We start from the raw sequence: 24794 nt of genomic DNA, 5'->3' as shown, positions 1-24794 counted from the left end.
CCTGTCGTGTAGTGGTTTGTATGCAGCAACCAGCACGACTCATCGGGGTTCCGATGGACCTCGGCGCAGACCGACGTGGGGTTGACATGGGCCCCTCTGCGATTCGATACGCGGGCCTCGTAGACCGACTGGAAAAACTCGACATCACCTGTAACGATGCAGGCGACATCACCGTCCCACACGCCCACTTACGCGACCCGGAAGCCGGTGAGCCAAAACACGGGAAGGCAAAATATCTCGATGAGACGGCGACGGTGTGCACTCGACTCGCGGACACCGTTGCCGCTGCGCTGTCCGCAGGCGAGTTCCCGCTCGTTCTCGGCGGCGACCACTCGATTGCGATTGGCACGATGGCCGGTGCCGCGAGAGACGCGAGCCTCGGTGTCATCTGGTTCGACGCCCACGGCGACTTCAACACTCCCTCGACCTCGCCGAGCGGGAACGTCCACGGGATGCCGCTCGCGGCGGTGCTCGGCCGCGACGAATTTGCAGACACAGAGTGGGCGCACGCCCCGAACGTTCGCGAAGAGAACATCGTCATCGTTGGCCTCCGGAGCGTCGACGAAGCCGAGCGTGAGGCCATCCGCGAAAGCGACATCACGGCATTCACGATGTCCGATATCGACGAATACGGCGTCTCAGCCGTGGTCGACGATGCCATTGAAATCGCATGCGATGGCGTCGATGGCGTCCACGTCAGCCTCGACATGGACTGGCTCGACCCGAACGAAGCACCCGGCGTCGGGACGCCCGTTCGCGGTGGCGTCACCTACCGCGAGGCACACGCAGCACTCGAAATCGTTGCGGCGGAAAACAGGGCAACAGACTTCATGCGCTCGCTCGAAATCGTCGAAGTGAATCCGATTCTCGACGAACACAACGAAACTGCAGAACTAGCAACTGAACTCGCCGCAAGCGTCCTCGGGAAGACGATTCTGTAGCCCGCTCAACTCCGGTTTACGATTCTCTCTCGACGGATCTCCTCATCTGCAATTCGCTGGAAGGGGTGTTTGGCCGCGTCAGGGACGTGGTCTGGGAGAAAGACGACTTTTTCGTTGCCAATCTGCACCCGAGTGATCTGTTCTGCGTGCTCCATCTTCGTGAGGAGGCGACTCACGGAGGCTTCAGACCACCCCGTCGCATTCACGACCTGCTGTTGGCGCATCTTGCCATCGTACTCATCGAGCAGTTCGATGAGCAGTTCTTGTGGCGTCATCCCGGTTTCGAGGACGATTTCCGCCTTCGACTTTGACTCGCTCGATATCAACTGGTCGAGCGGCGATTCAGTGGGTGATTCAGCGGTTGGTGCTGCCTGCTCGTCACGTATCTGTGGCTCCTCGTCGCCCAACTCGCGTTCACCATCGGGCGGTTCGATAAACTCCTCGAGGACGTCGTTGAGATTCCCCCAGAGGTCGTTAAACCGGTTTTTGTCCAGTGGCATTGTTTGTCGGGTGGTACGACTGCCAGCGACCGGCACCGGGTGCCTGGTTGGAGCCTGAATAAACTGGCGATACCTTGTCACTCCGGTCGTAACACTACTACAAAAATTAATCGAGTTTATCGAAAAATCTTCGACAATCGCACGCATTCTTGCGGAATTTACATATCTGAACGTCATCCCTTCCAGCCACGCCAGACGACTGTCCCGAGCGGAGTGCCGTTATGCGCCGAGGTCGAGCAACGAGGCAGCCTGCTCCATATCCTTGTCACCACGGCCGCTCAGATTGACGATGATAGTATCGTGGTCGGCAGCAACTTGCTTTGCGAGGGCGAGCGCGTGACTGCTTTCGAGCGCCGGAATGATGCCTTCTGTCTCGCTTAGCGTCCGGAAGGCGTCGATGGCTTCGTCGTCGGTGATGGCGCGATACTCACACCGGCCAACCGCCCGGAACATGGCGTGTTCGGGGCCGACGCCCGGATAGTCGAGTCCAGCAGAGACCGAGTGGACTTCCACGTCATCTTCGATAACGCGCGTGGCCATCCCGTGGATGACGCCGTCTTTCCCCGCCGCGAGCGGCGCGGCGTGACGCTTCGAATCTCCACCTTCGCCACCGCCTTCGCCGCCATAGAATGTCACATCATCGTCGCGGAAGGCGTGAAACAGGCCAATCGCGTTCGACCCGCCGCCGACGCAGGCGACCGCCGCATCCGGCAGGCTCCCAGTTTGGTCGAGTATCTGAGCGCGCGCTTCCTCGCCTATCACGGACTGGAACTCGCGCACCATCCGGGGGAACGGGTCTGGCCCGACTGCAGAGCCAACGAGGTAGTGCGTGTCGTCCATGTTCCCCGCAAAGTCTTCGAGCGCGGCGTCGACGGCGTCTGCGAGCCCCGACCCGCCACGGGTGACCTCGTTCACCGTCGCGCCCATGAGTCGCATCCGGAAGACGTTCATCTTCTGGCGCTCGACGTCCTTTTTCCCCATGTAAATCTCGGTGTCAAGGCCGAACAGTGCACCGACCATGGCGGTCGCCGTGCCGTGTTGGCCCGCGCCCGTCTCCGCGATGAGCCGCGTTTTCCCCGCCTTCTTCGCAAGCAACGCCTGTCCGAGCGCGTTGTTGATTTTGTGTGCCCCGCCGTGGAGCAGGTCTTCGCGTTTGAGATAGATGTCTGCGCCGTACGCTGCAGAAAGGTTTTCGGCGTAATATAACGGCGTCTCACGGCCCGCGTACTTCGTGAGTAGGTCGTAGAACTCGGCTCTGAACTCGGGCGACTTCGCAATCTCGTCGAACGCCGCTCCCAACTGTGCGAGTGGTTCTTCGAGCGGTTCTGGAACGTGTCGGCCGCCAAAGGTGCCGAATTTGCCCGGATTGTCTCCCGAATTGTGTTGCATGGTAGCAAGCCAATGTACAACAGTGCACAAAAATGTATGGTCAGCGACAGCGGTTGCCGGGTGCTTACTCGTCGGCTTCCACTTCTTCTGCGTCCTCGTCTTCTTCGTCATCTTTTGCGCCGTCGCGTGCGTCGAGCGGTGGAATCACGTCAACGCTCGCCACCTTGTCGCCGTCGGAGAGACGCATCACGATGACACCCATCGTGTTGCGGCCAACCTCCGAGATGTCTGCGACGTGGGTGCGCATAATCTGGCCATCGTCACTCATCACGACGACGTCATCGTCGTCGGAGACCGCCTTGATGGCGGTGACCTCGCCGTTTCGCTCGTTGGTCTTGATGTCGATGAGGCCCTTGCCGTAGCGCGATTGGGTGCGATACTTGCTGATTGGCGTGCGCTTGCCGTAGCCGTTCTCGGTGACGGTCAGTAGGTCTGCGGACTCGTCTGCGGCGATGAGTCCGGCGACCGTATCGTCGCCCGAGAGCTTGATGCCGTTTACCCCACGGGCGGTGCGGCCCATAGCGCGAGCGTCCGTCTCCTCGAACCGAATGGACATGCCGCCCGCCGTCGCAATCAGGAGGTCTGCTTTACCGTCCGTAATCTCGACGTCCACGAGTTCGTCGCCGTCTTCTAAGCGGATGGCGCGAATCCCCGTCGAGAGGATGTTGGTGAAGTTGTCCGCACCCGTTCGCTTGACGTAGCCGTGTTTCGTGGCAAAGGTGAGATACTCCTCTTCTGAGAAGTCGTCGGTGTTGACGACAGCCGTAATCTCCTCACCCTTGTCGAGTTTGAGCAGGTTGACGGCGGATTTCCCCCGTGCCGTCCTGCCGACCTCTGGAATCTCGTAGGTCTTCAGTTGATAGACCTGTCCCTGATTCGTAAAGGCGAGCAGGTAGTCGTGGGTGTTCGCCATGAACACCTTCGAAACCCGGTCGCCTTCTTTGAGATTCGTCCCGATGATTCCCTTCCCGCCGCGACCCTGAGCGTCGAAGCGGTTTACGGGCATGCGTTTGACGTAGTCGTCTTCCGTGATGACGACCAGCACGTCCTCCTGTGGGATGAGGTCTTCGTGCGTGACCGTGCCGTAATCCTCGACGATTGAGGTGCGGCGGTCGTCGTCGTACTCGTCTTTGATGGCGAGGAGTTCGCCCCTGATGACGGCGAGCAACTCGTCCTCGTCGCCGAGGATGGTTTCGAGGCGCTCGATGGTTTCGAGTACGTCGTCGTACTCCGTCTCGATTTCCTGGGCTTCGAGCGACGTGAGGCTCCCGAGTTGCATCCGAACGATGTGTTCAGATTGCTTTTCGGAGAGTTCGAAGTTCTCTTGCAGCCCGGTCTTCGCCGCGTCGCGGTCTTCTGAGTTGCGGATTGTCTCGACGACTTCCTCAACGTTCTCTAAGGCAATCAGGCGCCCTTCCAAGATGTGGGCGCGCTCTTCTGCCTCGTTCAGTTCGTACTCAGAACGCCGCCGGACGACGTCTTTGCGGTGTTCTAAGTAGTGGACGAGCATCTCCTTTAGCGTCAGGATGCGCGGCTGGCCATCGACCAGCGCGAGGTTGATGACGCCGAAGGTGGACTCAAGGTGGTGTTCGAGCAGTTGGTTGCGAACGATGTCCGTGTTCGCGTTGTGCTTGAGTTCGATGACGACGCGAATCCCTTCGCGGTCGGATTCGTCCCGAAGGTCCGAAATGCCGTCTATCGTGCCGTCGTTTACGTTGTCCGCAATCCGCTCGATGAGTCGCGACTTGTTCTCCTGATACGGAATCTCCGTGATGATGATGCGGTCGCGGTCCTTCTCGTTCTCCTCGACCTCGAACTCGGCGCGAACCCGCAGGCGACCCCGGCCGGTCGTGTAGGCGTTGTAGATGCCTTGGCGGCCAACGATGTTGGCTCCGGTCGGGAAGTCCGGCCCTTCGACGTACTCCATCAGGTCTTGGACGTCTGCCTCGGGGTTCTCGATGAGCTCGACGGTTGCGTCGATGACTTCGCCCAGATTGTGCGGCGGAATGTTCGTGGACATTCCCACAGCAATCCCGGACGACCCGTTGAGCAGGAGGTTTGGAATGGCCGATGGAAGGACATCTGGCTCTTGCAGGCGGTCGTCGTAGTTGCCCGAGAAGTCAACCGTGTCCTTCTCGATGTCAGAAAGGAGTTCCTCTGCGATAGAACTCATCCGCGCTTCCGTATACCGCATGGCGGCCGGTGGGTCGCCGTCTATCGACCCGAAGTTCCCCTGCCCGTCGATGAGTGGATAGCGAAGCGAGAAGTCCTGTGCCATCCGGGCGAGCGCGTCATAGATTGCGCTGTCGCCGTGTGGGTGGTAGTTACCCATCGTTTGGCCAACGATGGACGAGGCTTTTCGGTGGCTAGAGCCACTCGACAGCCCCATCTCGTGCATCGCGTACAGAATCCGTCGGTGGACGGGTTTCAGGCCGTCTTCGACGGCAGGAAGGGCACGACCGACGATGACGCTCATCGCGTAGTCGATGTAGGACTGTTCCATTTCGTCCTCTATGAGGACGGTCGAGTGAATCTCTGCAGGCTCGTCAGCAGGTACGTCAGAACTCATTTAGATATCAACCCATTCCGCGTTCTTCGCGTGGTCTTGGATGAACTTCTTGCGCGGGCCAACGGCGTCACCCATCAGCACGGAGAACATCCGGTCTGCGGCGGCGCCGTCTTCGATAGTGATGCGTTTTAAAATGCGGTTTTCCGGGTTCATCGTCGTCTCCCAGAGCTGTTCGGGGTTCATTTCGCCGAGGCCCTTGAACCGTTGGACGTTCTCGGCTTTCCCGTTGCATTTTTCTTCGACAACTTTCTCCCGCTCTGCTTCAGTCATCACGTCGTACGTCTCGCCCTTGTAGCGGATGCGGTAGAGTGGCGGCTGGGCGGCGTAGACGTAGCCCGCTTCGAGCAGCGGCCGCATGTGCCGGTAGAGGAAGGTAAGCAAGAGCGTCCGAATGTGCGCGCCGTCCACGTCAGCGTCCGTCATCATGACGATTTTTTCGTAGCGCGCGTCCTCGATGTCGAACTCGTCGCCAATGCCCGTCCCGATGGCGGTAATCAGCGCACGAATCTCGTTGTTTTCGAGGATGCGGTCTAAGCGGTGTTTCTCGACGTTGATAATCTTCCCACGGAGCGGGAGGATGGCTTGGAACTCGGGGTTGCGACCCTGTTTCGCAGAGCCCCCCGCAGAGTCGCCCTCCACGACGAACAGCTCAGAGTCCTTCGGGTCACGCGACTGGCAGTCGGCGAGTTTGCCGGGGAGCGACCCGGAGCCAAGCGCGTTCTTGCGGCGGGTGAGTTCTTCTGCCTTTTTCGCGGCCATCCGGGCTTTCGCGGCTTCGACGGCCTTCATCACGATTGCCTGTGCCGTGTCCGGGTTCTCCTCGAAGAACGTCGAGAGTTGCGTGTGCGTGATGCTTTCGACAATCCCGCGAACCTCGCTGTTGCCGAGTTTCGTCTTCGTCTGCCCCTCGAACTGCGGGTCGGGGTGTTTGACGCTGATGACGGCGGTGATACCCTCGCGGATGTCACTGCCTTTCAGGTTGTTGTCGAGATCGGAGATGAGGTTGTTTTTCGTCGCATAGTCGTTGACGACACGCGTGAGCGCCGTTTTGAACCCGGTCAGATGAGTCCCGCCCTCGCGCGTGTTGATGTTGTTTGCGAACGCGTGGATGGACTCTTGGAGTTCCTCCGTGCCTTGGACGGCGATTTCGACGTGAATGCCGTCCTGTTCGTCCGCATAGTAGATGACGTCGTTGTGGAGGTTGGTTTTCGTTTCGTTTAAGAACTCGACGAACTCGCGGATGCCGCCTTCGAACATGAACGTCTCAGAGCGGCCGTCTTCGCGCTCGTCTACGAGCGAGATTTCGACTCCGGAGTTCAAGAATGCGAGTTCTCGAAGCCGGTTTTCGAGCGTCGAGTAGTTGTACACGCCCGTCTCGAAGATCTCCATGTCCGGCCAGAACTGAATGGTCGTCCCGGTTTCCTCGTCTGCATCCATGTCGCGGACTTTTTCGAGGTTTTCTACGGGGTGGCCGCGCTCGTAGCGCTGGCTCCAGACCGCACCGTCACGCTTGACCTCGACTTCGAGGACTTGTGAGAGCGCGTTGACGACGCTCACACCGACGCCGTGGAGGCCACCGGACACTTGGTAGGATTTGTTGTCGAACTTCCCACCCGCGTGGAGCACCGTCATGATGACTTCGAGCGCCGGGCGGTCGTACTCTGCGTGCGTGTCGACCGGAATCCCACGACCGTCGTCAGAGACACTCACGGAGTTGTCTTCGTGGATGGTGACTTCGATGGTGTCACAGTACCCAGCCAACGCCTCGTCGATGGAGTTATCCACGACTTCGTAGACCAGGTGGTGTAACCCACGTGCATCTGTCGAACCGATGTACATTGCCGGCCGTTTTTGAACGGCTTCGAGCCCTTCGAGGACTTGAATTTGGCCGGCTCCGTACTCGCCTTCATCGGACATTAGAATCTGTTTCTCGCTTAGGTTGCAAGGGTCATAAACCCCTCGCACGCGCGGGCGCGAAAGTAAGTTTCGTCATTCGATTTCACTCACAATTTGTCACGGAATTAACGCCGATAGCCGCGCGTGCACACGTCCTCGTATCGTGGCGTGTAATCCAGCGCGTGAACCTGCCAGCCTGAACGTTCAGAATCGCAGACACCATATTCACTTTCACTCTACTACCGCGGGCGTTTTAATGCCCCCACGATAAACTACCATTCAATGACCTCGTTCCAATCGACACTCGGCGAGGGCGAGGGGATCGCAGAAGAGCTGGCCCAAAGCCAGCGCGAGATCTCCATCGCCGAGTTCTTCGAGAAGAACAAGCATATGCTCGGATTCGACAGCGGTGCCCGCGGTCTGGTCACTGCTGTCAAGGAGGCTGTCGACAACGCCCTCGACGCCACCGAGGAGGCCGGAGTCCTCCCCGACATCTACGTAGAAATCGCCGAGGTGGGAGACTACTATCGTCTCATCATCGAGGACAACGGCCCCGGCATCACCGCCGAGCAAATCCCGAAGGTGTTCGGGAAACTGCTCTACGGGTCGCGCTTCCACAAGCGCGAACAGTCCCGTGGCCAGCAGGGTATCGGTATCTCTGCGGCCGTCCTCTACTCACAACTCACCTCCGGGAAACCCGCGAAAATCACGAGTCGGACGAAAGGGAGTGCCGAGGCCAAATACTTCGAACTCATCATCGACACCGACACGAACGAACCGGAGATTCAGACCGAGCGCGAAACCACGTGGGACCGCCCACACGGCACGCGCATCGAGCTGGAGATGGAAGCGAACATGCGCGCTCGCGCAAACCTCCACAGCTATATCAAGCACACCGCAGTTGTGAATCCCCACGCTCGCATCGAGATGCGCGAGCCAGAGGAGACGTTCAAGTTCGAACGCGCGACCGACCAACTGCCCGCAGAAACTGAGGAGATTCGACCGCACCCACACGGCGTTGAACTCGGCACACTGCTCAAGATGCTTGATGGGACGGCGTCGCACTCCGTCTCCGGCTTCCTCCAAGAGGAGTTCACCCGCGTCGGGAAGAAAACGGCCGAAAGCATCTTAGAAGGTTTCCGCGACCGCCACTTCGGCCGCGAGATGGCGTGGATGCCGCCGGGTGCGACCGAGGAGGTCAATCTCGGCTCTGAAGACGACCCCGAGGTCACGACACTCGTCGGAGCCATCGAAGCGGCTGTCGTCAACAAAGGCGAGAAACCCACAGAGTCGTTCGCAGAGACGGTCGCCTCCCGTATTTCCGTAATGGAGCGCGTCTCCTACACCAACCTCGAACGTGTCGTCGCAGACGTTGCAGACGAGACGGAAGATGCGTTCGACCCAACGTTCGGCAAAACCGTGCGCAAAAACGCAGTTGCGGCGGCGTGGGAAGTTATCGCTGCAAACCGTGTTTCTGACATCTACTCGCTCGTAGACGAGGCGACGACCAGCCGCAAAGACGACGCCGTCGTCTACAGCCTCGCAGAACGTATCGCGGCTAAATTTGGTGGTGAGAACGAACGCGACCGCGCGACACTCAAAACCCTCCGGTCGTTCGTGGACCGCGCCGCAGAGCAGACCCAAAAGCGCGAAGACGCGACCGTCGGGGAGACGGCGCGAAACAACATCGTAGACGCGCTTTGGCGTATCATGAAGACGGTTTCTGACGACCTCCCGAACGTCAAGGAAGTTGCCGGAAGCCGAGACACGGCGAGCGAACTGCTCGAAGGGATGCGCGAAGCCGACATCATGGCGCCGCCCACGACGTGTCTCTCACCGATTACGGACGACCTGCTCCTCGCCGGGCTGAAAAAGGAGTTCGACGCGGACTTCTACTCCGCCGCGACCCGCGACGCAGACGTCCACGGCGGCGACCCGTTCATCGTGGAAGCCGGTATCGCCTACGGCGGCGACCTTCCCGCGGAGGGAACCGTTGAACTGCTTCGCTTCGCCAATCGCGTACCGCTGGTCTACCAGCAGGGGGCGTGTACGATTACGGAAGTCACGAAATCCATTGGCTGGCGCAACTACGGCTTAGACCAACCTGGCGGCAGCGGCCTGCCGAAAGGGCCCGCGGTCATCATGGTACACGTCGCGTCGACCAACGTCCCGTTCACGAGCGAGTCGAAAGACGCCCTCGCAAACGTCCCGGCGATTCACGACGAAATCGAACTCGCCATCCGCGAAGCGGCCCGCGAACTCAAATCCTACCTGAAAAAGCGCCGGTCGCTCCAGAAGCGCCAGCGCAAACAGGACGTCCTCGCCTCCATCCTCCCGAAGATGGCGACGAAACTCTCCGAGGTCACCAAACGCCCGCCGCTGGTCATCGACGACTCGATGGCGCGCATCATGAACAACGTCCTCGTCGAGCGAAACGTGGAGGACGGCACGGTCGAAGTAGTGGTCGAAAATCACTCGAACGTGAATGCGAGCCTCGAACTCACCGATATCGTCACCGCAGAGCCACAGAGCGTCTCGAAAGGCGCAACAGTTGTCGAAATGGACGGCGAGTGGTTCATCAAGTGGACCGCCGAGGTGAGCGCGGGAGATGACGCCGTACTCAAATACACGGTGGCAGACGACGACGCATCGTTCGACCTCAGCGTGAGCGGGGTCGAGAATGAACGCCTGACAGTAAACGCATGAGTCCAAGTAAAAACGACGACGTTGCCCGCGAGCAACTCATCGACCTCGCCGCATCGTTCTACGACCAGTTCGCCGGGGGCGACATCCCGAAGATGCAGATTCCCACGCGGACGAAGAGCAACATCGTCTACGACGAAGAGCTCGGCGTCTGGGTGTACGGCGACCGAAAGAGCACCCGGAGCGCGAACAGCGTCCGCGGGGCGCGAAAGCTGCTCAAAGCCGTCTACACCATCGACTTCCTCGCAACACAACTGGACGAAGACCGCTCGTCTACCCTTCGTGAGTTGTACTACCTCTCTGAATCGTGGAACGAGGAAGAAGCGCAGTTCTCCAGTCAGGACGAGTCGAACCAACTCATCGAAGACTTAGAAATCGTCTCGAACGTCACCCGCGAAGACCTGCACATGCGCCCGGAAGAATCCGGAGCGACGCTCATGGGGCCGCTGTTCCTCCGCGAACAGACTCGCCGTGGCGAACGCGACATCCACTGTCAGAAGGACGTCGGGGAAGGCGGCTACCAGATCCCGAACAATCCGGACACCATCGAGTTCTTAGACCACGACGCTGACTTCATCCTCTGTGTGGAGACCGGTGGGATGCGCGACCGACTGGTCGAAAACGGCTTCGATGAGGAGTACAACGTCATCGTCGTCCACCTGAAGGGACAGCCCGCGCGGGCAACCCGACGCATCACCAAGCGCCTGCACAACGAACTCGACCTGCCCGTCGTGGTGTTCACAGACGGCGACCCGTGGTCGTACCGCATCTTCGGCTCCGTTGCGTACGGCTCGATTAAGAGCGCCCACCTGTCGAAATATCTGGCCACGCCCGACGCGAAGTTCGTTGGCATCCAGCCAGAAGACATCGTGAAGTACGACCTGCCGACCGACCCGCTCAGCGACTCAGACCGCAACGCGCTCGAAAGCGAACTCGAAGACCCGCGCTTCCAATCCGACTACTGGACCGAACAGATCGAACTCCAACTCGACATCGACAAGAAGGCAGAACAGCAGGCACTCGCCTCGCGCGGGCTTGACTTCGTGACCGACACCTACCTGCCAGAACGCCTCTCTGCGATGGACATCATCTAACGGCTTCTTTTCCCTTCTGCGCCTACCGTTTTCGCAAAGAGTGGCAACGCCGGGATGACCGTCCTGACCGCGCCGCCGTTGAACGACGAAAAGAGGTCTTGGACAGCCGCTATCGTCGTTTCCGAGAACCCAACCGCGCGGAGCGTCCTCGGGTCGAGTTGTGGCCTGAAGGCGACGGCTTCGACAAACGCGCCTTTCAGCGATTCACTCTCGGCCACCGCCTGTTCGAAGGCGTCGCTTTCGAGAATCGGCTTGAGGTCGCGCCACGCCGTATCCAGATACGACGGCCATTGCCCGAGACAGCGGTAGATACTGGGAAGACTCTCGCCGAACCCGTGGAACTGGGTCAGGCCGTCGAGTGCCTGTTGGGCCTCGTCGGGGACGTGTCCTTGTGGGAGCATTGTTGGTGCGAGCCCCCGATTTCGGTCGAGAGAGTCAGAAAACGGCGTACACGCGGCCTCGCTGGTGTCGGGAGTTGTTCCCACGTCGCCCCCGTTCAGGCCACGGTCTACGAGCGAAAAGAGGACGGCGAGTCGCGGCGAGACGATGTCGAAGGTGGTGAGTTGTCCGTTCAGTTCGCGGAATTCAGCGGGGGTAAGACCCACATCTGCGGGTTCGTACCCGGGGAGTTCGTGCCCAGTTTCGAGTTCCGCGAGGATGGTGTCACGATAGCGCACCGAGAATGTGGCGAACGCTTCGGTTTCGAAGACGGGTTTGACCTGTCCCCACGCGTACCGCAGAAACGCGGGTTCGTTCGCCATCGTCGTCCGAAAAATCCAGTTGACGAGCGGTGCGCGAAAGGTGTGTTTGATGTCCGCGTACAGGCCGCGTTGCCAGCCTGACGCCGCAGATTCGTACACTTGCTTGGTGGTGTCCATGCGATAGTGTCGCAGGCGACCGAGTTAGCCCTTCTCGCCTCAGTGCTCATCGAGCACCACGGGAACGCTCCGCGAAGCCACGTCTCCAGCGAACGCCGTGCTGTCGGCTTCGATTGCCTCGAAGGTGTTGTAGTGAATCGGGCAGACGAGGTCGGGGTCGAGGGCTTCTGCGAGGTTTGCGGCCTCGTGGCGGTCCATCGTGAAACTCCCGCCAATCGGCGGCATGAACAGCGACACGTCGAGGCGCTCGTGGCCGTCGAGCACGTCCGTGTCGCCGGGCCAGAACACGTTGATGCCATCAAGGGTGACGAGATAGCCAACGCCCATCCCTTCTTTGTGGTACGGCTCGCCGTTTTCACGGAGGTGTGGCCCGTCGGGATCGTTGTACGCCGCGAACGAGCGGATGATAACGTCATCCACGGCAATATCCGACTCGTCGTCCACCTTCCGCACCTCATAGGGGAGGCGATTTACGTCCATCACGTCACGGTCGATGAAGCGGTGGTTGATGTTCTCGAAGATGACGACCGTCGCGTCGTCTTTCGCCACGCGCTCGATGCCGTCCGAGTCGTAGTGGTGGGCGTGGGTCACGCAGACCACGTCACCGTCTCGGGCGGTGTAGTCGTTTAAGACGCCGTAGCGTCCGGGGTCGAAGTAGACGACCGTCCCATCTTGGGATTCGAGGCGGACGGTCGCGTAGCCGAGCCAATCGACGAGCAGACCGTCGTGTCTGAAGGTCATACTCACAGGTTTGAAATCGACGGCAAAGAAGGTGGCTTACTGATTTTGGGCGAGGCGTTCGACGCGCTCCAGCGAATCGGCGTCATCGACCGTCTTGTCCGCTCGCACTGAAAGGAATCGCGGAAATCTGAGCGCGTAGCCGGAGGAGTAGGTGGGCGAGGTCTGAATCTCTTCGTAGCCGACTTCGAACACGACTTCTGGGTGTATCTCGACCGTTTGTCCCGACTGCTGTTCGATGTGCGGTTCGAGCAGGGTCGTGAGTTCTGCGAGTTGCTCGTCGGTGATGCCCGTCGCCACCTTGCCGATTGTTTCGTATCCCGAGTCGGTTCGCGCAGAGAGGAGGAACGTCCCGAGGAACTTCGCCCGGCGGCCCTCGCCCCACTCCGCGCCGGTCACGACGAGGTCGAGCGTTTCCACGGCTGGCTTTCGCTTGAGCCAGTTTTTCCCGCGGCGACCCGGTGAGTACGTCGAATCGGGATTCTTGAGCATGATACCCTCGTGGCCGTCTTCGAGCGCGTCGGCTTCGATAGCCGCAATTTCGTCTGCGTCGCCCGTGACGTGCAGTTCTGAAACGCCCACGTCGAGTAGGTCTGTGAGCCGAGCGTGGCGTTCCGTGAGCGGGGCTTCTAACAGGTCGTCACCGTCTGCGTGCAGGCAGTCGAAAACGTACAGCGAGAGTTCGACCTCCTCGCGGGCGCGGGCCACGTCGTGCTTTCGTCGGAAACGCTTGAGGACTTCCTGAAACGGCAGGGGGCGGCCGTCGTCGTCGGTGGCTACGACCTCGCCGTCGAGGATGGCAGGGGCGGCGACGTGTTCGTGAACGAACGCCACGACTTCCGGCAGCGGTTCGGTCACCTCCTCCATGTTCCGCGAGAAGATGGTGACGTCCTCGCCGTCGGAGTGAATCTGGACGCGCGCGCCGTCGAATTTGACTTCGACCGCGGCTTCTTCCCACGCTTCGAGGGCATCCGTGACGGTTCCCGCCTGTGCGAGCATCGCCTGGACGGGCCGCCCGATTTCGAGGGTCAGGTCAGCGAGTCCAGCTTCGCCATCGTCGCGGGCGGTGACGGCGACGAGGCCGTAATCGTTCGATACCTGCAAGGCGCGTTCGACCGGTTCAACATCGACCTCGAACGCTTGGGCGATGGCATCTCTCACGGCTCCCTCCCCGACGCCGATACGCATTTCAGAAAGAACGAGACGCGCGAGATACCGGGCTTCGTCGGGGTCGGTGCGGTTGAACAACCCGAACAGGATGTCGAGTTTTCGGTCTTGACTCCCCGACCCGTCTGCGGCGGCGACTCGGCGTAGTTCTTCATCCACCTCAGCGACGGTGAGCGCGTCCGTTCCACCTGTTCCGAACGCGGCGAGGCCTTGCTGGCCGCCGAAGTCGTAGCTCGCGGCTACCTCGCCAATTTCGCCCATCTCGGCGAGGCGGTCCTCGACGGCTGCGGCGGAGATGTTCTGTCCGGCGGCACGGGCGAGTGCCTCGTACAGCAGTCGTGGGCCGATATCGAGCGTGGTCGAATCGTGGGCGGGGAACACGCGGCCTTGGATGAACCGCGAAATGGTGTCGAGGTCGTCGCCCGCTTCTGCAAAAAGGGTCGTAACGAGCGAGACGATTGCTAGGTCTGCAGGCTCGGCTTCGATGGCGCGAGCGCGGGCGGCGAACGCGGCGAACTCCATTGACGAAACCGTTGTCCTCTGTGAGAATAAACGCCCCGAACGACGGGCGGGGCAATGGTAATAGTCTTGCCATGAGAATGACTGGGTATGGCAATTCCGCCACCGTCTACCGGCGCGCTCGTGGTGTTCGGCCTTATCGCCGTCACGGTGGTGTTGTTCGTCACCGAACGGCTGCCCGCCGACATCACTGCGATTGCGCTGCTCGTCACCATGGTCATCCTCCAGCCGTGGACGCAAATCTCTCCACAGGAGGCGATTTCTGGCTTCTCGAACGCGGCGACCATCACCATCGTCGCAATGTACATTCTCTCCTCTGGCATCGAACAAACCGGCATCGTGACCCAACTCGGCCGTCGAGTCGGTGAGTACACGGCGGGAAGTCGCATGAAGCTGCTTGCGGCCACCATCGGCATCACTGGCCCAGTCGCGGGTATCATCAACAACACACCCGTCGTCGCCGTGTTCATCCCAATGGTCACCGACCTCGCAGACCAGAGTCGCATCTCTCCGTCAAAGCTGCTCATTCCGCTTTCCTACGCCGCGATGCTTGGCGGGACGCTCACGCTCATCGGAACGGCGACGAACATCGTCGCCTCGGACATCTCTGCTGACCTCATCAACCATCCCTTCTCGATGTTCGAGTTCACCCCGCTTGGCTTTCTCATATTGCTGGTCGGAGCCATCTACCTGATGACGATTGGCCAGTATCTGCTGCCAGAGCGCATCCTCGCCGCAGACCTTACAGACGAGTTCGAGTTAGCCGACTATCTCGTGAAGGTCACGGTCAGCCAGAGTTCGCCGCTCGTCGGGGAGAAAATCAACGAAGCACTCGCAGAACGTGTCTACGACGTGGACGTGCTCCAGATAACGCGCGGAGACCGTCTGTATCTCGCAGAGGAGACCGACCAAGAAATCGAAGTGCGCGACATCCTCACCGTGCGAGGCGACGAAAACGCGATAAGCGCTTTCGCCGCCGGTGAGTCGCTGCGCGTTCTGCGGAAAGCCCCGGTGACCGAACTCGAACTGGCCCCGCTGAGCGGCCCGGGCACGCTCGTCGAAACCATCATCCCGGCCGAGTCCTCGCTCATCGGCCAGACGCTCGCAACCGCGCGTCTCAGAGAGCGCTACGCGGCCACGGTGCTCGCCATCCGACGCGGTGAGGACATCTTCCACGACCACCTCTCCGGCCCGAAATTGCAGGAAGGGGACGGCTTCTTGCTCCACGCGACCGACTCTGCTGTCGAACTGTTAGAAGAACGCGGTGAACTGCTCATCACCGAAGTCGCCCACACGAGCGCGCTCACCGACCCAGAACCGCTCGACCGCCGGAAGGTGGCGCTGGCCCTTTCTATCATCGCCGGGGTCATCGCCACCGCCGCGTTGAACCTGCTCCCCATCGTCATCGCCGCGCTCGGCGGCGTCGTGGCGATGGTCGTGACCGATGTCATCCGGCCGTCTGAGGCCTACGACTCGGTGAACTGGGAGGTTATTTTCTTGCTCGCGGGCATCATCCCGCTCGGCCTCGCCATGCAGGAAACGGGTGGGGCAGCTTTCCTCGGGAGCATCATCGTCGAGTACGGTGCGGTGCTCCCAGCCATCGTCGTTCTCGGACTGTTCTATCTGCTCACCGGCCTGCTCGCAGACGTGATTACGCCCGTCGCAAGCGTGGTGTTGACCATGCCAATCGCGGTCGATGCCGCGCTCAGAATTGGAGCCGAACCGTTCGCATTTGTGCTCGCCGTGACGTTCGCCGCCTCGACGGCGTTCATGACGCCCGTTGGCTATCAGACGAACCTCATGGTGTACTCACCGGGTGGCTACCGCTTTATCGACTACGTCAGAGTCGGCGCCCCACTGCAACTGTTGCTCACCGTTGTGACGACACTCGGTATCGTCGCGTTGTGGGGCGTTTGATACCGTTTCTCGAAGCTGACGTGTTGCCAAGAGATTTTATGTCGTCGCCCTCTCACCCTCGGCTATGGACTTAGACCTTGCTGCGCAGGTCAACGACGTCCTCGAAATCGACGCAGAGGCGTTCCAGACACGGGTGGAAGAAGACGCTTCGGTCATCAAAGAGGAAGTCGCAGCAGGCACGTTCGACAACCCACAGGCCATCATCGGCTTCGAGTACGAGTTCTACGCCGTCGCGGACGCAGAGGGTCGCCACGACGACGGCGGCGGCGCGGGCGAACTCATGCGGGTTCCCCGACGCTTGCTCGAATTCATCGGCTTCGAGAAGGAACTCGGGCTGCACAACGCCGAGATGTCCACGAGCCCCCAACCACTCAATCAGTACGGCCTCGCCGCACAGGAGGCAGAGGTTCGCGCCCGCCTCCAGACGGCCCAAGAGTGCGTCGGTGCAGAGGGCATGCGCCTCGTGAGCGACGGCATGTGGACCATCCCGCCAGAGGGCGAATCAGCGCGCGAATACCTGACCAACAGCATCACTGACGGCGACGTCACGATTGCAACTAACATGTCAGATTCGGTGCGCTATCACGCGATGGCGAACCGAAAAGACGGCCTCGACGCCGGGATGCGGCTTGAAGCTCCACACGTCTCGCTACAGGCTGATACGGTAATGCCAGAGAGCCTTATCACGTCGATTCAACCCCACTATCAGGTCGCCCAAGCGCGCGACCTTCCGCGACACTTCCGCTACGCGCTTCGATTCGCGGGACCACTGCTTGCTCTTGGCGTGAACGCGCCGTTTTTCCCCGCAGATCTCTACGACGAGGACGCCACCACAGACGAGATTCTCGACGACGCGTGGATGGAAAACCGTATCAGCGTGTTCGAGACGGCGCTCAATCCGGCAACCGGCGAGAAAGGAAAAGTCAGCTTCCCGCGTGACATAGACAGCGTCGAAGCGGCCATCGACAACATCGTCGAGGATTCGACGCTCGTCCCAATGCCCGTCTCCGCGTCTGACCGCTTCGACGACAAGTTTGCCCACTTCCGGATGAAACACGGCACGTACTGGCGGTGGGTGCGGCCGGTGTTCGGCGGGCCAACGCGGTCTGCGGCGAACGCCCGCATCGAATTCCGACCAATTCCCGCCCAGCCAACCGTCCGCGACTCCATCGCCTTCCAAGCGATGTTCGCCGGACTGATGGAGAGCCTGCCGCGCAGGGAGCATCCGGTCGCCGACCTCGATTGGCAGTTCGCAGAGGAGAACTTCTACGCCGCCGTCCGCGACGGGCTGGATGCAGACATGCGATGGATTACGAACGACGGCCGCGAAACGACGAATCTCGAAACGATGTACGAAGACATCTTCGCCCACGCGAAAGACGGCCTCAAACTGCGCGGTCACTCGGACGAAGAAGCCGCGAAATATCTCTGGCCACTCCGGATGCGCGCACGCCACCGCATGACGCCAGCGCAGTGGAAACACGACGAAGTCACCGCGCGCGTCGAGAAGGGAGACTCCTTCGCAGACGCACTCTCGGGGATGCAACGCGAGTACATGCGAAAGCAAAAAGACACCCTCATCGAGGGTACGTTTGCCAAGTGGGCGGATAGCTGAACTACACCACGTCTTCTTCTTCCTCGCCGAACAGCCGGGAGACAACCTGCGAAACCGAAACAATCGGTTCGCGTCGCCGAGAGGCCGTAATCCAGTTCGTTTGCCACTCACCGTCTTTCAGCGTGACCGGAACCTGTTTGCCAAGGAGTTCTTCGACTTCGCTCGGGTGTACCTTGCAGTAGGCGAGAAACCGCTCAAATTTCGAGGTACCATCGAGTTTTTCGGGCGTCTTGAACCAGAGGCTGGTGTCGGTCTCAGTCTCGGTCGGCACGGCAATCACGACCTGAATTCCGGAAACCGCAGGGCCGGTGAAAAGCCATTTTTTCGACCGCTGGGAATGTTCGCGCACGTCCACAATGGTCCCCGAGGTGATGTAGCGGGCGCTTTCGAGCACATCAAGGCGTTCCTGCACCGCAGAAAGCGACCCGTGAGAGACTGTGGCGCGTGTTTGGAGATACTGGGTTGTGACGTACGAAAAGAGGATGACACTCCCCAGAATGACCGCGAGCGGGACGAGTACTACCAGCACGATGAATGCCGTCTCTAAACTGACCATTGGTGAGCCTCGGACACCCCGCGAGATGCCTGAAAGAGATTCGTCTGCAGTAGTGATAATGATTCGTGCGGTGGCCTCGCACTGTCGGTGTGGGAACTGGGAACGGCCGCTCAGTGTGAACGCACTCTTGTGAGAAAAAGCTGCGATGCGAAAACAGAAAACGGCTCTATAAGACTTCGTTGAAGTCTTTGTGCCCGTGGATGTCGACGCCGTCGTGGGTAATCTCTGCGATGTAGACACCGTTACCGGAGCCCGTGTCGCGTTCGACGGCGGCTTTGACACCAGCGGCGGCCACGCCGATTGCTTCTTCGTTCGAGAGACCGGGTTCGTAGAGGCGTTCGAGCGTCCCGTAGGCGACGGTTAGGCCGGAGCCGGTGACCGTGTAGTCGTCTTTCATGACGCCGCCTGCTGGGTCGATGCTGTAGACGTGGTGACCGTCGTCGTCGACACCGCCGAGGATTGGCGTCGTTGGCAGTCCACGGCACATGTGGCCTGCGAGGGTGGAGAGTGCCTTCATGGACATCTCCTCGCCGCGACGAGACTGGTAGAGGTTGACCTCTGCGCGCAGGGAACGAATCAGCATCTGGGCACCACCGACGGAGCCAACGAGCGTGAGCGCGCCGGTCGGGTGAATCTGTTCGACCTTCTGGACGTCCTTGTTGGAGACGAAGCGGCCGCCGAGGGAGGCGCGCATGTCGGTTGCGATGATGACGCCGTCTTCGGTCGTGAGGCCGATGGTCGTCGTCCCGGTGCTGTTGACCATGTCGTTGTCGATTTTCGAGGCGTCGAACTCAGGAATCGAAGCGAACGAGGACGCATACGGGTTCGCATCCTGGGGGGCGAAGCGGTTTAGGTTCCGAGAGAACTCAGAGCCAATCGTTGGGTCTCGCATTGCGTGTTCCTAGTTGCCGAGTACTGATAAAACCACCTCTTCAGGGTGAAATCACCCGGTGGCTCGTGGTTTGAGCGACCGCTCGAAGCTGGAAGTGTTTAAAAAGGGTGGTGGCGGTTGGTTCGTCGTTAGCGGTCGTCAGCAGAGTCAACAGCGGTCCCAAGCCGGTCGATGACACGGTGGATTGGCAGTGGGATGCCGAGGCGGCGAGCGCCGAGGGCGAGCGGCAGGAGCAAAATGCCAGCGAAGATGCTCAGTTGGTACAGGGCCAGCAGACTTGCGCGGTAGAGGCGGTTCATTTCGTCTTCGGTTGTTGCTGCCGAGGGGGGTATATATAAACCTTCCCTACGCATCGGAACTAAAATGTGGGGTGGTGCCACCGCACACCGCCGCGCCGTCTATCGATTCAATCTAACTTGATTCCGACGCAACAAAATACACAGACTGGGCCGGGCGTTCAATCAGCAAGCGATGAGCAACCCCGTCCCTACGCATAAGTTATAGCGATAATTCCGATAGCGTGCGCGCTCCGCGGGGAAATCACAACGCTTCAAACCCCCCGCCGACTGAGTAGGAGTATGAGCGATTATTTGGTCGCAATGGAAGCCGCCTGGTTGGTCAGAGACGTAAAGCAGATCGACGACGCCATCGGCGTCGCGGTCAGCGAAGCAGGGAAGCGACTGAACCAGAAGGACATGGACTACGTCGAGGTCGAAGTCGGCGTCACCGGCTGTCCGGCCTGTGACGAGCCGTTCGACTCCGCGTTCATCGCCGCGAACACGGCGCTCGTCGGTCTCCTCCTGGAGATGAAGGTGTTCAACGCAGAGGGTACCGAACACGCCCAGCGCATCGCAAAGAGCGAAGTCGGTGGCGCGCTCCGCGACGTGCCCCTCAACGTCATCGAGACGTTCGAACTCGACACCGAAGACGAGCAGTAAGCATTTTTCGCGTTTTCAGCGCCACCGTCTGAGCAACCGAAGGTTTTTCGTATAACCCATAGTAATTTTGCGTATGGAACTGCCGACCCCAGCGGACCTCCGGGAACGACGCACCGGGCTGGGTCTCACCCAAAGTGAACTCGCAAACCGGGCAGGGGTGTCCCAACCGCTCATCGCACGCATCGAAGGCGGTGACGTAGACCCGCGCCTCTCGACGCTTCGACGCATCGTAAACGCGCTGCAAGAGGCAGAGGGCGACATTCTCCGGGCTGAAGACCTGATGCACGAAGATGTCATCAGCACCGCCCCGGACGACAGCGTCCGAAACGCAATCGAGTTGATGTTGAAAGCTGGCTTCTCCCAACTTCCCGTCCTTCACGACGGCTACCCGGTTGGCCTCATCAGCAACTCAGACATCCGCAAAGCCGGCGATACCGATAACGCAGGCGACCTGCCGGTCTCAGAAGTGATGCGCGAGTCGATTACGACGGTCACCCCCGAGGCGACGCTCGACGAAATCGACAACCACCTGAATCACCACGACGCCGTCATCGTCATCGACTCCGGGCAGATGGTCGGTATCATCACCGAAGCCGACATCGCCGCCCACCTGAGCTAAGATTCTACGCCGAGATGGGCACACAGCGCCTCATTTACGCCCGTTGGTTCTTCGACGTGCACCCAGTGTGACGCCCGCTCGAATCGTTTGAGGGTCCCATTTTCACAGTACTCCAAACTCTTTGCCGCCAGCTCTGGGCGCAGCGCTCCGTCGTCTTGTCCCCAGCAGATGAGTGTCGGTACACGAATCCGCGTTTTCGGCGGAAGTGGCCCCGCGAGCGGCATCGCCCGATACCAGTGTATCATCGACCTGAGCGCCCCGTCTCGGCTCCACGCTTCGTGATAGTAGCGCATCACGCCCTCGTGGAAGATGCCGGGCCGCGAGCTATCGGTGAGCACCAGTTCGAGCGTTGCCTGCCGATTTCGCCCGAGCGTCCACTCCGGAAGGAGTGGGAGGAAAAAGTAGAAAATGTACCAACTTCGGAGCAGTTGCCGAGGATTCGTCGCCAGCGCGGTCGCGAACACCCGCGGGTGTGGCGCGTTGAGAATGCAAAGCCGGTCTACCATCTCGGGATAGCGGGTCGCACAGTCCCACGCCACGCCGCCGCCCCAGTCGTGGCCGACGAGGTGGGCCGAGTCACGGCCTTCAGACCGGATGAGCGCGGCGACATCCCCTGCGAGTTTCGAGATGCGATAGGCGCGGACGCCGCTTGGTTTGTCACTCAGATTGTAGCCGCGTTGGTCGGGGACGAGCACGCGAAAGCCTGCGTCTGCGAGCGCCGGTATCTGTTCGCGCCAGCCGTACCAGAAGTCGGGGAAGCCGTGGAGGAGCACGACGAGCGGGCCGTCTTCCGGCCCCGCAGTGATGACGTGCAGGGTCACGCCGTTCACCTCCCGATATTCGGACGTAAGGGGGACTGAAGATGGGAGCGACGCGTCGGGGGCCATACGTAGAAAAAGGAGGGGTGGATAAAGTAGTTAGTCGAGTGTCAATCCACGGACCGAGACCGTTCCGTCGCCGTCTTCGACGTGGCCGATGAGTTTTCCGTCGTCGGTTGCTTCGACCAGTTTCTCTGCATCGTCCGGCGAGCAGGCGACGACGAAGCCCGTCCCCATGTTGAACGTCCGGTACATCTCCTCGTCTGCGACGTTGCCTTCTGACTGGATGAACTCGAACACTGGCTGTGGGTCGAACGCGTCTGTGATTTCGTAGTGGTGGTCGCCCATGCGCGTGAGGTTCGTCCAGCCACCGCCCGTGACGTGGGCTGCGGCGTGGGTGTTGTGCTCTCTGAGTGCTGGGAGGATGTCCGCGTAGATGCGCGTCGGCGTGAGCAGCACTTCGCCCACGGACTTCGACTCGTCGCCCGGGAACGGGTCTGTGTACGCGTGATTTCTCGTCGCTGCGGTCCGTGCGAGGGTGAGGCCGTTTGAGTGGACGCCCGAAGACGGGAAGCCGACGAGCGCGTCGCCAACTTCGGCTTCACCGGGGAACATCGCGTCCTTTGGCGCGAGTCCGGCGCACGTCCCCGCGAGGTCTAAGCCCTTGATGACGTCGGGCATCACCGCCGTCTCGCCGCCGACGAGCGCGACGCCCGCCTGTCGTGCGCCTTCTGCGAGGCCCTCGCCGACCTGTTGTGCAATCTCGTCGTTCGGCACGTCGATGGCGAGGTAGTCCACGAAGGCGACTGGCTCGATGCCCGCCGCGACGAGGTCGTTCGCGTTCATCGCCATGCAGTCGATCCCGATGGTCGAGTAGTCATGGAGTTGCTCCGCGACGAGGAGTTTCGTCCCCACGCCGTCGGTGGCAAGCCCGAGATACCGATCACCGATATCGACGACGCCCGCGTAATCGCCCGCCAGGTCGCCCACAGCGCCGATGAGCGCTGCGGTTGCTTGTTCGCTCGCGTCGATGTCCACGCCCGCCTTCGAGTACGTGAGTTCCTCTGCGTCCTCGTCGGTCATGCCTGAGAGCGGGTTGGATGGAACAAAAAGGACTCCGATTCCCCGGCCCGGTTACGTGAGGCCGAATCTGAACAACGCGAGGAGTGCGAGCGCCGCACTCGGGAGGAAGACCACGAGGAACACGACCTTACTCCATCGAAACACGCTCTTGCCGTCGAGCGGGCCAAAGGGGAGCATGTTGAATCCGGCGAGCAGGAGGTTGATGGTCAAGCCGAGTTGGCCAACGTAGCCAAGCGTCCCGCCCACGCCGAATGCGAGCGGCGCGAACACGGCCGCGAGCAGGAGGTTCGTGACCGGCCCGGCGAGGGCAATCAGGCCGTTTTCTCGCTTCGTGACGTTGCGCCCGGCGTGGTAGACGGCGCCCGGCGCGGCAAACAGGAAGCCCGCGAGTCCGGCCGCGACGGCGAGCATGAGCATGCCGTAGTCGGCGCGGAACTCCGCGACCTGCCCGAAGCGGATGGCCGTCACCTTGTGGGCCAACTCGTGGAGCAGGAACCCAATGCCGACGGTGAGCATGCTCACCCCGATGACGAGCGGCAGTTGGGTTGATTGGACGATACTCGGCCCGGCGAGGAAGAACGTAAACGCCACGCCGAGGGCTATCCACGCGATGACGAGGTCTTGGACTTCTTTTGCGCTAAAATTCATGTAAACTGCCTCAAGATGAGGTCTGCGCTGTTTTCTGCGCCCTGTACCATCAGACGGGCAACCCCGTCGATACCGCCGACGTCAGCGGCCATGTACGGCAGGACGACGAACGCGAACAGGACGCTCGCAATCATGCTCCCGATGTTGGTCATCGCCACGATGAGAATGAGCCGAAACAGCGGGACGGCCTTCATCCGCGACCACAGGTCGCCCATCGGGCTCTGTTCGTCAGAGAGAATGTCGTTGAGTTTGCCGATGTCTGTGATGTTGACGCTGGTGTAACGCAGTTCGACGTAGCCCGCAAACCAACCGGGTGCAAGCAGTGGATTCACGCTCGTCATCCACGCCACGGCCCCGCCAATGGTCGCGCTCGACCAGTGGGCACCGGCGACCTTCGCAAGCGTAAACGAGAAGATGCCGTTTATGAGGAAGAAGGCGACGAACAGTTCGAGCAGGAAGCCGTCGCGTGCGCCCGCCATCGCAAGCAGGATGAAGAACACGAGGAAACCGAGGGTGAACAGGTAGCCAAACGCCTTGTACACCGAAAAGCGCTTTTTCTGGACGCCAACGAGGTTCTCCATCGGCGGCAGCGAGGCCGGGTTTTCGAGGTAGCCAAGAATCCCCGCACGGTGGCCTGCACCGACGATTGCGACCACGTCGAAGCCCTGTTCGCGCAGCGCCACGAGGCGGTGGGCGATGAAGGCGTCGCGTTCGTCGATCAGGGCTTCTGCCCCGCCCGGCGAAAAGCGGCGGAATTCGGCCATCATCGCGGTGACCACGTCCGCGTTAGTCAGCTCGTCCATGTCAATGTCTTCTGCTTCGTCGCCGAATCCGGCGAGGCCGACGGTCAACTGCCAGAGCATCCGTAGCTTCTCGAAAAAGGTCATCCGCGCCCAGAATCGCTGGATGGTGACCTGAATGTCGCGGTCAACGAGGGCGACGTTAATTCCCAACGACTCTGCTGTTTCGACCGCCGCCATCATGTCTGCGCCGGGCTTGATGTCGAATCGCTCGCCCATTCGGGTCTGAATGTACGAAAGCAGCCAGTAGGCGAGAAATTGGAACACCGTGTTGCCGTGAAGCAGGTCGCTTGCGTCGAGGTTGTCCGGCGTCTCGCCTTTGAGTTGGCGATAGCGACCCTCGTCGAGTTCGACGGCGACCACGTCGGGTCGTTCGTCGTCGATGACCTGCTCTACTTCGTCGACGCTGTCGGCGGAGACGTGGGCTGTCCCCACGACACGCACGCTGCCTTCTGCGGGGGACGGCTCCGCGGACTCACTCATCACCTCCGTTACAGGGGCGCGGCTTTTACCG

21 protein-coding genes are annotated in these 24794 nt (G+C 60.7%); 7 read left to right on the top strand and 14 right to left on the bottom strand.

The genetic code is table 11. From position 1 onward, the window contains the following. The first annotated feature begins 20 nt into the window (after window positions 1–20). Window positions 21–941 carry an arginase gene (rocF, locus tag V5N47_RS00870; RefSeq protein ID WP_338728909.1) on the top strand — a complete coding sequence of 307 codons (921 nt, stop codon included), beginning with the start codon at window positions 21–23 and terminating at the stop codon, window positions 939–941. A 5-nt stretch (window positions 942–946) separates the two neighbouring features. Here the strand turns inward: rocF and V5N47_RS00865 are convergent, their stop codons facing one another. The 4 genes from V5N47_RS00865 to gyrB form a co-directional block, all read right to left on the bottom strand. Next, complete coding sequence (locus tag V5N47_RS00865; protein ID WP_338728908.1) at window positions 947–1441, bottom strand: helix-turn-helix domain-containing protein; 495 nt, start codon at window positions 1439–1441, stop codon at window positions 947–949. A 219-nt stretch (window positions 1442–1660) separates the two neighbouring features. Beyond that, window positions 1661–2830 (bottom strand): tryptophan synthase subunit beta, encoded by a 1170-nt coding sequence (gene trpB, locus V5N47_RS00860; protein ID WP_338728907.1) that lies wholly within the window; start codon window positions 2828–2830, stop codon window positions 1661–1663. A 64-nt stretch (window positions 2831–2894) separates the two neighbouring features. After that, the gene (gyrA, locus tag V5N47_RS00855; RefSeq protein WP_338728906.1) at window positions 2895–5399 is read right to left on the bottom strand and encodes a DNA gyrase subunit A; all 2505 of its coding nucleotides are present in this window, start codon (window positions 5397–5399) and stop codon (window positions 2895–2897) included. After that, entirely contained in the window at window positions 5400–7316 is a 1917-nt protein-coding gene (gene gyrB, locus V5N47_RS00850; RefSeq protein WP_338728905.1) for a DNA topoisomerase (ATP-hydrolyzing) subunit B, read from the bottom strand. A 261-nt stretch (window positions 7317–7577) separates the two neighbouring features. Between gyrB and V5N47_RS00845 the strand changes: the two genes are divergently transcribed. After that, a complete protein-coding gene (locus tag V5N47_RS00845; RefSeq protein WP_338728904.1) occupies window positions 7578–10001 on the top strand; it encodes a DNA topoisomerase VI subunit B in 2424 nt (807 codons plus the stop codon). Next, window positions 9998–11092, top strand: coding sequence for a DNA topoisomerase IV subunit A (locus V5N47_RS00840; protein ID WP_338728903.1), 1095 nt, complete (start codon window positions 9998–10000; stop codon window positions 11090–11092). Before V5N47_RS00845 ends, V5N47_RS00840 begins: the two co-directional genes overlap by 4 nt. On the opposite strand, the gene V5N47_RS00835 is transcribed toward V5N47_RS00840, so the two are convergent. Genes V5N47_RS00835 through ligA form a run of 3 tightly spaced genes read right to left on the bottom strand, consistent with a single transcriptional unit; the run spans window position 11089 to window position 14397 of the window. After that, window positions 11089–11970, bottom strand: coding sequence for a halocarboxylic acid dehydrogenase DehI family protein (locus V5N47_RS00835; protein ID WP_338728902.1), 882 nt, complete (start codon window positions 11968–11970; stop codon window positions 11089–11091). The genes V5N47_RS00840 and V5N47_RS00835 overlap by 4 nt on opposite strands. A 39-nt stretch (window positions 11971–12009) precedes the next feature. Continuing rightward, the gene (locus V5N47_RS00830) at window positions 12010–12711 is read right to left on the bottom strand and encodes an MBL fold metallo-hydrolase (RefSeq protein WP_338728901.1); all 702 of its coding nucleotides are present in this window, start codon (window positions 12709–12711) and stop codon (window positions 12010–12012) included. A gap of 36 nt (window positions 12712–12747) precedes the next feature. Further along, window positions 12748–14397: an ATP-dependent DNA ligase LigA gene (ligA, locus tag V5N47_RS00825; protein WP_338728900.1), complete on the bottom strand. Its 1650-nt coding sequence runs from the start codon at window positions 14395–14397 to the stop codon at window positions 12748–12750. A gap of 87 nt (window positions 14398–14484) precedes the next feature. Here ligA and V5N47_RS00820 point away from each other — a divergent pair, with 87 nt between their 5' ends. Continuing rightward, on the top strand, window positions 14485–16311 hold the full coding sequence (locus V5N47_RS00820) for an SLC13 family permease (protein ID WP_338728899.1): 1827 nt from the start codon (window positions 14485–14487) through the stop codon (window positions 16309–16311). 64 nt (window positions 16312–16375) lie between these two features. Continuing rightward, the gene (locus V5N47_RS00815) at window positions 16376–17926 is read left to right on the top strand and encodes a hypothetical protein (protein ID WP_338728898.1); all 1551 of its coding nucleotides are present in this window, start codon (window positions 16376–16378) and stop codon (window positions 17924–17926) included. 1 nt (window position 17927) lies between these two features. On the opposite strand, the gene V5N47_RS00810 is transcribed toward V5N47_RS00815, so the two are convergent. The 3 genes from V5N47_RS00810 to V5N47_RS00800 all read right to left on the bottom strand — a co-directional run bounded on the left by V5N47_RS00810 (window position 17928) and on the right by V5N47_RS00800 (window position 19673). Then, a complete protein-coding gene (locus V5N47_RS00810) occupies window positions 17928–18482 on the bottom strand; it encodes a hypothetical protein (RefSeq protein WP_338728897.1) in 555 nt (184 codons plus the stop codon). A 166-nt stretch (window positions 18483–18648) separates the two neighbouring features. Beyond that, window positions 18649–19374, bottom strand: a complete 726-nt coding sequence (locus V5N47_RS00805; RefSeq protein ID WP_338728896.1) for a proteasome subunit beta — start codon at window positions 19372–19374, stop codon at window positions 18649–18651. A 128-nt stretch (window positions 19375–19502) separates the two neighbouring features. Next, on the bottom strand, window positions 19503–19673 hold the full coding sequence (locus tag V5N47_RS00800) for a hypothetical protein (protein WP_338728895.1): 171 nt from the start codon (window positions 19671–19673) through the stop codon (window positions 19503–19505). A 279-nt stretch (window positions 19674–19952) separates the two neighbouring features. On the opposite strand from V5N47_RS00800, the gene V5N47_RS00795 reads away from it, so the two are divergent. Next, window positions 19953–20312, top strand: a complete 360-nt coding sequence (locus V5N47_RS00795) for a DUF555 domain-containing protein (protein WP_338728894.1) — start codon at window positions 19953–19955, stop codon at window positions 20310–20312. Window positions 20313–20385: 73 nt separating this feature from the next. Continuing rightward, window positions 20386–20931 (top strand): CBS domain-containing protein, encoded by a 546-nt coding sequence (locus V5N47_RS00790; protein WP_338728893.1) that lies wholly within the window; start codon window positions 20386–20388, stop codon window positions 20929–20931. Here the strand turns inward: V5N47_RS00790 and V5N47_RS00785 are convergent. The 4 genes from V5N47_RS00785 to V5N47_RS00770 are packed head-to-tail and all read right to left on the bottom strand — an operon-like array spanning window position 20928 to window position 24763. Beyond that, the gene (locus V5N47_RS00785; protein ID WP_338728892.1) at window positions 20928–21818 is read right to left on the bottom strand and encodes an alpha/beta hydrolase; all 891 of its coding nucleotides are present in this window, start codon (window positions 21816–21818) and stop codon (window positions 20928–20930) included. The two genes, V5N47_RS00790 and V5N47_RS00785, sit on opposite strands and share 4 nt — an antisense overlap. 30 nt (window positions 21819–21848) lie before the next feature. Continuing rightward, on the bottom strand, window positions 21849–22832 hold the full coding sequence (purM, locus tag V5N47_RS00780) for a phosphoribosylformylglycinamidine cyclo-ligase (protein WP_338728891.1): 984 nt from the start codon (window positions 22830–22832) through the stop codon (window positions 21849–21851). A gap of 51 nt (window positions 22833–22883) precedes the next feature. After that, entirely contained in the window at window positions 22884–23480 is a 597-nt protein-coding gene (locus V5N47_RS00775) for a metalloprotease (RefSeq protein ID WP_338728890.1), read from the bottom strand. Continuing rightward, window positions 23477–24763 (bottom strand): TraB/GumN family protein, encoded by a 1287-nt coding sequence (locus tag V5N47_RS00770; RefSeq protein WP_338728889.1) that lies wholly within the window; start codon window positions 24761–24763, stop codon window positions 23477–23479. Before V5N47_RS00770 ends, V5N47_RS00775 begins: the two co-directional genes overlap by 4 nt. Between the last annotated feature and the right edge of the window lie 31 nt (window positions 24764–24794).

The sequence above is a fragment of the Haladaptatus sp. DJG-WS-42 genome, from assembly GCF_037198285.1.
Lineage (GTDB): Archaea > Halobacteriota > Halobacteria > Halobacteriales > Halococcaceae > QDMS2.
Note: the sequence above shows the minus strand (reverse complement) of the source record. Positions and strands in the feature narration are given on the sequence as shown.

What these genes read in the sequence shown, in the direction of transcription:
- rocF (WP_338728909.1), top strand. Translation starts at nt 21, where the DNA reads ATGCAGCAACCAGCACGACTCATCGGGGTTCCGATGGACCTCGGCGCA.
- V5N47_RS00865 (WP_338728908.1), bottom strand. Translation starts at nt 1,441, where the DNA reads ATGCCACTGGACAAAAACCGGTTTAACGACCTCTGGGGGAATCTCAAC.
- trpB (WP_338728907.1), bottom strand. Translation starts at nt 2,830, where the DNA reads ATGCAACACAATTCGGGAGACAATCCGGGCAAATTCGGCACCTTTGGC.
- gyrA (WP_338728906.1), bottom strand. Translation starts at nt 5,399, where the DNA reads ATGAGTTCTGACGTACCTGCTGACGAGCCTGCAGAGATTCACTCGACC.
- gyrB (WP_338728905.1), bottom strand. Translation starts at nt 7,316, where the DNA reads ATGTCCGATGAAGGCGAGTACGGAGCCGGCCAAATTCAAGTCCTCGAA.
- V5N47_RS00845 (WP_338728904.1), top strand. Translation starts at nt 7,578, where the DNA reads ATGACCTCGTTCCAATCGACACTCGGCGAGGGCGAGGGGATCGCAGAA.
- V5N47_RS00840 (WP_338728903.1), top strand. Translation starts at nt 9,998, where the DNA reads ATGAGTCCAAGTAAAAACGACGACGTTGCCCGCGAGCAACTCATCGAC.
- V5N47_RS00835 (WP_338728902.1), bottom strand. Translation starts at nt 11,970, where the DNA reads ATGGACACCACCAAGCAAGTGTACGAATCTGCGGCGTCAGGCTGGCAA.
- V5N47_RS00830 (WP_338728901.1), bottom strand. Translation starts at nt 12,711, where the DNA reads ATGACCTTCAGACACGACGGTCTGCTCGTCGATTGGCTCGGCTACGCG.
- ligA (WP_338728900.1), bottom strand. Translation starts at nt 14,397, where the DNA reads ATGGAGTTCGCCGCGTTCGCCGCCCGCGCTCGCGCCATCGAAGCCGAG.
- V5N47_RS00820 (WP_338728899.1), top strand. Translation starts at nt 14,485, where the DNA reads ATGGCAATTCCGCCACCGTCTACCGGCGCGCTCGTGGTGTTCGGCCTT.
- V5N47_RS00815 (WP_338728898.1), top strand. Translation starts at nt 16,376, where the DNA reads ATGGACTTAGACCTTGCTGCGCAGGTCAACGACGTCCTCGAAATCGAC.
- V5N47_RS00810 (WP_338728897.1), bottom strand. Translation starts at nt 18,482, where the DNA reads ATGGTCAGTTTAGAGACGGCATTCATCGTGCTGGTAGTACTCGTCCCG.
- V5N47_RS00805 (WP_338728896.1), bottom strand. Translation starts at nt 19,374, where the DNA reads ATGCGAGACCCAACGATTGGCTCTGAGTTCTCTCGGAACCTAAACCGC.
- V5N47_RS00800 (WP_338728895.1), bottom strand. Translation starts at nt 19,673, where the DNA reads ATGAACCGCCTCTACCGCGCAAGTCTGCTGGCCCTGTACCAACTGAGC.
- V5N47_RS00795 (WP_338728894.1), top strand. Translation starts at nt 19,953, where the DNA reads ATGAGCGATTATTTGGTCGCAATGGAAGCCGCCTGGTTGGTCAGAGAC.
- V5N47_RS00790 (WP_338728893.1), top strand. Translation starts at nt 20,386, where the DNA reads ATGGAACTGCCGACCCCAGCGGACCTCCGGGAACGACGCACCGGGCTG.
- V5N47_RS00785 (WP_338728892.1), bottom strand. Translation starts at nt 21,818, where the DNA reads ATGGCCCCCGACGCGTCGCTCCCATCTTCAGTCCCCCTTACGTCCGAA.
- purM (WP_338728891.1), bottom strand. Translation starts at nt 22,832, where the DNA reads ATGACCGACGAGGACGCAGAGGAACTCACGTACTCGAAGGCGGGCGTG.
- V5N47_RS00775 (WP_338728890.1), bottom strand. Translation starts at nt 23,480, where the DNA reads ATGAATTTTAGCGCAAAAGAAGTCCAAGACCTCGTCATCGCGTGGATA.
- V5N47_RS00770 (WP_338728889.1), bottom strand. Translation starts at nt 24,763, where the DNA reads ATGAGTGAGTCCGCGGAGCCGTCCCCCGCAGAAGGCAGCGTGCGTGTC.